Origin of the sequence: Rhodobacter lacus, assembly GCF_042683065.1 — a bacterium.
In the GTDB taxonomy this organism is placed as follows: domain Bacteria; phylum Pseudomonadota; class Alphaproteobacteria; order Rhodobacterales; family Rhodobacteraceae; genus Rhodobacter; species Rhodobacter lacus.
This window is the reverse complement of sequence record NZ_JBHUIX010000002.1, coordinates 1-5,799: the sequence shown is the minus strand read 5'-3', so window position 1 is coordinate 5,799 and position 5,799 is coordinate 1. Positions and strand designations below refer to the sequence as shown.

Annotated in this window: 6 protein-coding genes and 1 tRNA gene; 5 read left to right on the top strand and 2 right to left on the bottom strand. The window is 64.9% G+C overall.

All coding sequences use genetic code 11. The features are described 5' to 3' along the window. Positions 1-187 precede the first annotated feature (187 nt). The 3 genes from sdhA (at position 188) to ACFSM0_RS00760 (ending at position 3,264) form a co-directional block, all read left to right on the top strand. Complete coding sequence (sdhA, locus tag ACFSM0_RS00770) at positions 188-1,993, top strand: succinate dehydrogenase flavoprotein subunit (protein ID WP_377385724.1); 1,806 nt, start codon at positions 188-190, stop codon at positions 1,991-1,993. A 143-nt stretch (positions 1,994-2,136) separates the two neighbouring features. Beyond that, a complete protein-coding gene (locus ACFSM0_RS00765; RefSeq protein WP_377385722.1) occupies positions 2,137-2,916 on the top strand; it encodes a succinate dehydrogenase iron-sulfur subunit in 780 nt (259 codons plus the stop codon). Between the two features lie 183 nt (positions 2,917-3,099). Further along, positions 3,100-3,264 carry a hypothetical protein gene (locus ACFSM0_RS00760; protein WP_377385719.1) on the top strand — a complete coding sequence of 55 codons (165 nt, stop codon included), beginning with the start codon at positions 3,100-3,102 and terminating at the stop codon, positions 3,262-3,264. Between the two features lie 47 nt (positions 3,265-3,311). Here ACFSM0_RS00760 and ACFSM0_RS00755 read toward each other — a convergent pair whose 3' ends face one another. Both ACFSM0_RS00755 and ACFSM0_RS00750 read right to left on the bottom strand, forming a co-directional pair. After that, positions 3,312-3,974, bottom strand: a complete 663-nt coding sequence (locus tag ACFSM0_RS00755; protein ID WP_377385717.1) for a GntR family transcriptional regulator — start codon at positions 3,972-3,974, stop codon at positions 3,312-3,314. Between the two features lie 30 nt (positions 3,975-4,004). Next, positions 4,005-4,727: a M48 family metallopeptidase gene (locus ACFSM0_RS00750; RefSeq protein WP_377385715.1), complete on the bottom strand. Its 723-nt coding sequence runs from the start codon at positions 4,725-4,727 to the stop codon at positions 4,005-4,007. A 105-nt stretch (positions 4,728-4,832) separates the two neighbouring features. Between ACFSM0_RS00750 and ACFSM0_RS00745 the strand changes: the two genes are divergently transcribed. Both ACFSM0_RS00745 and ACFSM0_RS00740 read left to right on the top strand, forming a co-directional pair. Then, the gene (locus ACFSM0_RS00745) at positions 4,833-5,162 is read left to right on the top strand and encodes a TIGR02300 family protein (protein WP_377385712.1); all 330 of its coding nucleotides are present in this window, start codon (positions 4,833-4,835) and stop codon (positions 5,160-5,162) included. A gap of 217 nt (positions 5,163-5,379) precedes the next feature. Beyond that, positions 5,380-5,455, top strand: a tRNA-Ala gene (locus tag ACFSM0_RS00740). Positions 5,456-5,799 lie beyond the last annotated feature (344 nt).

Genomic DNA, 5,799 nt, shown 5'->3' with positions numbered 1-5,799 from the left:
GCGCCACTTTGCCAAGGGCGCGCAGGTGATGCTGGAGGATTACACCGCCGGCTCCGTGCGCAAGGCGCTGGTGATCACCGTTTATTCGCTGTCCTACCTGGTCACGGCGATGGTGCTTTATGCGCTGGGCAAGATGGTGTTCATGAGCACCGCCGCGCAGATGCTGAACCAATAAGAGGCAGGACAGATGGCTTCCTACACTTACGAGACGCATAACTACGACGTCGTGGTGGTCGGTGCCGGCGGCGCGGGCCTGCGGGCCACGCTGGGCATGGCCGAACAGGGGCTGCGCACCGCCTGCGTCACCAAGGTTTTCCCGACCCGCTCGCATACCGTGGCCGCGCAGGGCGGCATCGCCGCCTCGCTTGGCAACATGGGCCCGGACAGCTGGCAGTGGCACATGTATGACACGGTGAAAGGCTCGGACTGGCTGGGCGACACCGATGCGATGGAATATCTCGCCCGTTCCGCCCCGGCGGCGGTTTACGAGCTGGAGCATTACGGCGTGCCGTTCTCGCGCACCGAAGAGGGCAAGATCTATCAACGCCCGTTCGGCGGCCACACCACCGAATTTGGCGAAGGCCCGCCGGTGCAACGCACCTGCGCCGCCGCCGACCGCACCGGGCACGCGATCCTGCACACGCTCTACGGCCAATCGCTCAAGAACAACGCGGAATTCTTCATCGAATATTTCGCGCTTGATCTGATCATGTCGGAAGACGGCGTCTGTCAGGGCGTGGTCTGCTGGAAGCTCGATGACGGCACGATGCATGTCTTCAATGCGAAGACGGTGGTGCTGGCCACGGGCGGGTATGGCCGGGCCTATTTCTCCGCCACTTCGGCGCATACCTGCACCGGCGACGGTGGCGGCATGGTGGCGCGCGCGGGCCTGCCGCTGCAAGACATGGAGTTCGTGCAGTTCCACCCGACCGGGATCTACGGCTCGGGCTGCCTGATCACTGAGGGCGTGCGCGGCGAGGGCGGTTATCTCACCAACTCCGAGGGCGAGCGGTTCATGGAGCGTTATGCGCCCCATTACAAAGACCTCGCGCCGCGCGACTATGTCTCGCGCTGCATGACGCTTGAGATCCGCGAAGGCCGCGGCGTGGGCGAGCACAAGGACCACATCTTCCTCAACCTCTCGCACCTGCCCAAAGAGGCGCTGGCCGAGCGGCTGCCGGGGATCTCGGAATCGGCGAAGATCTTTGCCGGCGTCGATGTGACCAAGGAGCCGATCCCGGTGTTGCCGACGGTGCACTACAACATGGGCGGCATTCCGACCAACTACTGGGGCGAAGTGCTCAACCCGACCGCCGAGAACCCGACCGCGATCGTGCCGGGGCTGATGGCGGTGGGCGAGGCGGGCTGTGCTTCGGTGCATGGCGCGAACCGGCTTGGCTCGAACTCGCTCATTGACCTTGTGGTCTTTGGCCGTGCTGCGGCGATCCGCGCGGGCGAGGTGGTCGACCGCAACGCGCGCCCGGCCGAATATAGCAAGGCCTCGGTCGACAAGTGCTTTGACCGGTTTGACGGGCTGCGCAACGCCAAGGGGCCAATCCCGACGGCGGAGCTGCGCCTCGAGATGCAGCGCACGATGCAGGCCGATGCGGCGGTGTTCCGCACCGACAAGACGCTGGCCGAAGGCGTGGAGAACATGACCAAGATCGCCGCCAAGATGGGCGATCTGAAGGTTACCGACCGCTCGCTGATCTGGAACAGCGATCTGATGGAAACGCTCGAGCTCACCAACCTGATGCCGAACGCGCTTGCCACGATCGTGGCCGCCGAGGCGCGCAAGGAAAGCCGCGGCGCCCATGCCTCGGAAGACCACACCACGCGCGACGACGAAAACTGGCGTGTCCACTCGGTGGCACGGGTCGAAGGCGCCAAGGTCGATCTGAGCTACCGCCCGGTGATCACCGAGCCGCTCACCACCGAGGCCGAAGGCGGCATCTCGATGACGCTGATCGCGCCGAAAGCGCGCACCTTCTGATGGCCCGGGCCGGTGCATATGCGCCTTGCGCGGCGGGGTGCTCCCCCGCGCGCGCGGGCCTGCCCGGCCGCCCTCTGTCCTGCCAAAGCGGTCGCCTGCCGACGCGGCCGTGTCTCGCCCGAACCGACTGGAAGGGATAAACCATGGTTCAGTTCACGCTTCCCAAGAATTCGAAGATCCGCGTCGGCAAGACCTGGCCGCGGCCCGAGGGCGCGAAGAACGTCCGCAAGTTCATGATTTACCGCTGGGACCCGGACACCGGCGAAAACCCGCGGGTGGACACCTATTTCCTCGACATGGACCGCTGTGGCCCGATGGTTCTTGATGCGCTTTTGAAGATCAAGAACGAGATCGACCCGACGCTGACCTTCCGGCGCTCCTGCCGCGAGGGGATCTGCGGCTCCTGCGCGATGAACATCGACGGCATCAACACGCTGGCCTGCATCTACGGGCTTGATGAGGTGAAGGGCGATGTGAAGATCTACCCGCTGCCGCATATGCCGGTGGTGAAGGATCTGGTGCCGGATCTGACGCATTTCTACGCCCAGCACGCCTCGATCATGCCGTTCTTGCAAACCAAGACGAACCGGCCCGAGAAGGAATGGCGCCAGTCGATCGAGGATCGCAAGAAACTCGACGGGCTTTATGAATGCGTGATGTGCGCGTCTTGCTCCACCTCCTGCCCGAGCTACTGGTGGAACTCGGATCGCTACCTCGGCCCGGCGGCGCTGCTTCATGCCTATCGCTGGATCATCGACAGCCGCGACGAGGCGACGGGCGAGCGGCTCGACGCGCTCGAAGACCCGTTCAAGCTTTATCGCTGCCACACGATCATGAACTGCACCAAAACCTGCCCGAAAGGGCTGAACCCGGCCAAGGCGATTGCCGAGATCAAAAAGCTCATGGTCAGCCGCCACGTCTGAGGCGCCTGCAAGACCTGTCATTTCGGGGCCCCGGCACTGCCGGGGCCTTTTTTTCGAGAGCTGTGATTGCGTTAACGCCGCGGCGCAGAAATTGCATATCGCGATTGCAGCATTAGCATGGGTGCTGCGACGGAATGTCACCTATAAGCGCGGGCGGGAGGCTTGCGTAATCAGGAGAGTTCCATGTCGAAGATTGTCACCTTCCGCAAAAAGTCCGAAAGCGAAAAAGCGGCTGAAGCGCTCGCCGTTCTGGAAGCGGCCTGGGCCTATTACACGCCGCTGCGTGGTCCGGCTGCCGCGGTTGAAGAGACCGAAATCGAACAGATGTTCGAATATTACGCCGCCTGACCCGCATCCGGTTGCGGCGGGGCCAAAGGGTCCGTGCCGCTTTCCGCCTAGCCGATCAGGTGCCGCAGCCCCTGCGTGACATCCGTGCGCACAGCAAGCCGGAGCCCCGGCTCGTCGCCTGCGCGCAGAGCGGCGAGAATGAGCCTGTGATGGCGCGGCGGCTCGACCCTTGGTACCCGTTCATAGAGGCCGCGCATCGTCGGCCCCAGCTGCAGCCAGACCGTTTCCAGAATGGCGAGCATCGCAGGCGCCTGCGCGCGCAGGTAAAGCGTGCGGTGAAATTCCAGATTGGTGCGGATATAGGCGACGGAATCGCGCTTGGCCACGGCCTCCGCATTCGCGGTATTGATCGCCGAGAGCCGGTCGATCAGCGCAAGGTGCGCCCGCGGAAGCGCGCGGGAGGCAAGCTCCGGCTCGATCAGCGCGCGCAGCGCGGCAAGCTCCTCGATCCGCTCATTGGTGAGTTCCGGTGTCGCCACGCGCCCCGAGGAGGAGAGCGTCAGCGCCCCCTCCGCCACCAGCCGCCGCAGTGCCTCGCGCACCGGTGTCATCGAAAGGCCGAATTGCTTGCCAAGGCCGCGCAGCGTCAGCGCCTGCCCGGGCGCAAGCTCGCCCACCAGAATTTGCTGGCGCAGCGTGCGGTAAAGCCGGTCATGCGCGGCCGTATCAGCCGCGGGGCGCGGCGCAGGGCGGGGCTTGATGTCGCTCATGCGCTCTTGTGATCACAAAAGCGCCTTCCGTCAATGCGGCACAGCCGCCCCGCCACCGTCCCGCAGCCGAATCGCCTGCAATTCGGCGCCATGCCGTTTCAGCCAGGCGCGGTGGGGCGCATATTCCGGCATAAGCCGCGCCACGACCGCCCAAAAGGCCGGGGAGTGGTTCATCTCTGCCAGATGGGCAACTTCATGGGCGGCGACGTAATCGAGCACCTCGGGCGGCGCCATGATCAGCCGCCAAGAGTAGCTCAGTGAGCCATCCGCGGCGCAGGAGCCCCAGCGCGAACGTGTGTCGCGCAGGGTGATGCGGCGAAACGGCCGCCCCAGCGCGCGGGCATGGCGCTCGCTGGCCTCCTGCAGGCGCATGCGCGCGCAATGCTTCAGGAAGGCTTCGAGCCGGGCGCCGAGCCGCTCTTCGCCGGGGGGCACCAGCAGACAATCTGCCTCTACGCGCGGTGCGCGCAGCGCCGCCGGTTCGATCCGCAGCGCGCGCCCCTCGAAGGGCAGGGTATCGCCAAAGCCGGGGCAGTGCCTTTGCGGCAGTTTATCGAGCGCAGCCTGCAGCCACGCGCTTTGCGCGCGGGCAAAGGCGAGGGCTTCGGCAAGACGCGCCCGCGCGGGCAGGGTGAGCGTGACGCTGCCGTCGATGCGGCTCACCCGCAGCGAGAATCGCCGCGCCCGCGCCGACCGGCGCAGATGCAGCGCAACATCCCCCAGTTCGGGCAGCAGGATCGGAGTTTCGCTCATTCTCGCTTCGCTTCGCTCGACATGTCGCGAAAAGGCTTTGACACCCCGCGGCGGTTGTGGCAATCGGCCTCGACTCTGTGCGTAAGAGCTTGCCAGGAGATTTCCATGCCGAAAGAGGAATGGGGCGTCAAGCGCCTCTGCCCGCATTGCGCGAGCCGGTTTTACGATCTGACGAAAGATCCGATGACCTGCCCGGTGTGCGGCAACAGCTTCACGCTCGAGAGCCTGACTGCCGCGGGCCGCGGTCGTGTGATGGTCGCCGACAAGGCGGCGCCGCGCGAGGCCGAAATCGACGTTGATGATCTCGCCGATGATGATCTCGACGAAGATGGCGGCGACGTGGATCTCGACGACGATCTGCTCGAGGATGACGAGGACGACAACGTCTCGCTTGACGACATCGCCGATGTCGCGGGCAGCGAGGATGAGAGCTGAGCAGCAAAACCGCTGCGGGTTCGGGAACCGGGACGGGCGCGAAGCAAGCTTCGCGCCCTTGTGCGTTTGCGGCAGAGGCCATTTTCGGGGCCAGATGCCGGGGGCTGGCGGGCGATGAAATTTTTCCGCAAGGGGGCGGAAATTCCTCTTGCGCCGGTCGCGGGCTCCCCGTATAGACCCCCCACGCAAGACGCGCAGCGCCTTGCGGACCTCAGGTGGGGCCATAGCTCAGTTGGGAGAGCGCTTGAATGGCATTCAAGAGGTCAGGGGTTCGACTCCCCTTGGCTCCACCAATTTCACATATACTAGTGAAATCAAGGACTTACCTGGTCATTCTGACCATGCTGACCGCCCCATGCTGACCAACCCCGCTTGAAGCCTTCCTGATCATTGGACGGGTCTCCTCGACGCCGCAGACGCATCCGCGACTCACGCTAGATCGCATCCGATTGCCCGCTGTGCGAGGGGGCCACACCGCCTGAGGTGTGCGCAGCGAGAGACCGAAGGTCCATCCCCTCAGAAGCGCACAGGGTGTCCAAATTGGCCATGTCAGGGTGTACAGATGGTGCCCCCGATCAGGTGCCCGCAAACGCCGCCCAAACGGTCCCCGCGAGGCCTTAACAGATTGGCCCCCCCG

What these genes read in the sequence shown, in the direction of transcription:
- sdhA (WP_377385724.1), top strand. Translation starts at nt 188, where the DNA reads ATGGCTTCCTACACTTACGAGACGCATAACTACGACGTCGTGGTGGTC.
- ACFSM0_RS00745 (WP_377385712.1), top strand. Translation starts at nt 4,833, where the DNA reads ATGCCGAAAGAGGAATGGGGCGTCAAGCGCCTCTGCCCGCATTGCGCG.
- ACFSM0_RS00765 (WP_377385722.1), top strand. Translation starts at nt 2,137, where the DNA reads ATGGTTCAGTTCACGCTTCCCAAGAATTCGAAGATCCGCGTCGGCAAG.
- ACFSM0_RS00760 (WP_377385719.1), top strand. Translation starts at nt 3,100, where the DNA reads ATGTCGAAGATTGTCACCTTCCGCAAAAAGTCCGAAAGCGAAAAAGCG.
- ACFSM0_RS00750 (WP_377385715.1), bottom strand. Translation starts at nt 4,727, where the DNA reads ATGAGCGAAACTCCGATCCTGCTGCCCGAACTGGGGGATGTTGCGCTG.
- ACFSM0_RS00755 (WP_377385717.1), bottom strand. Translation starts at nt 3,974, where the DNA reads ATGAGCGACATCAAGCCCCGCCCTGCGCCGCGCCCCGCGGCTGATACG.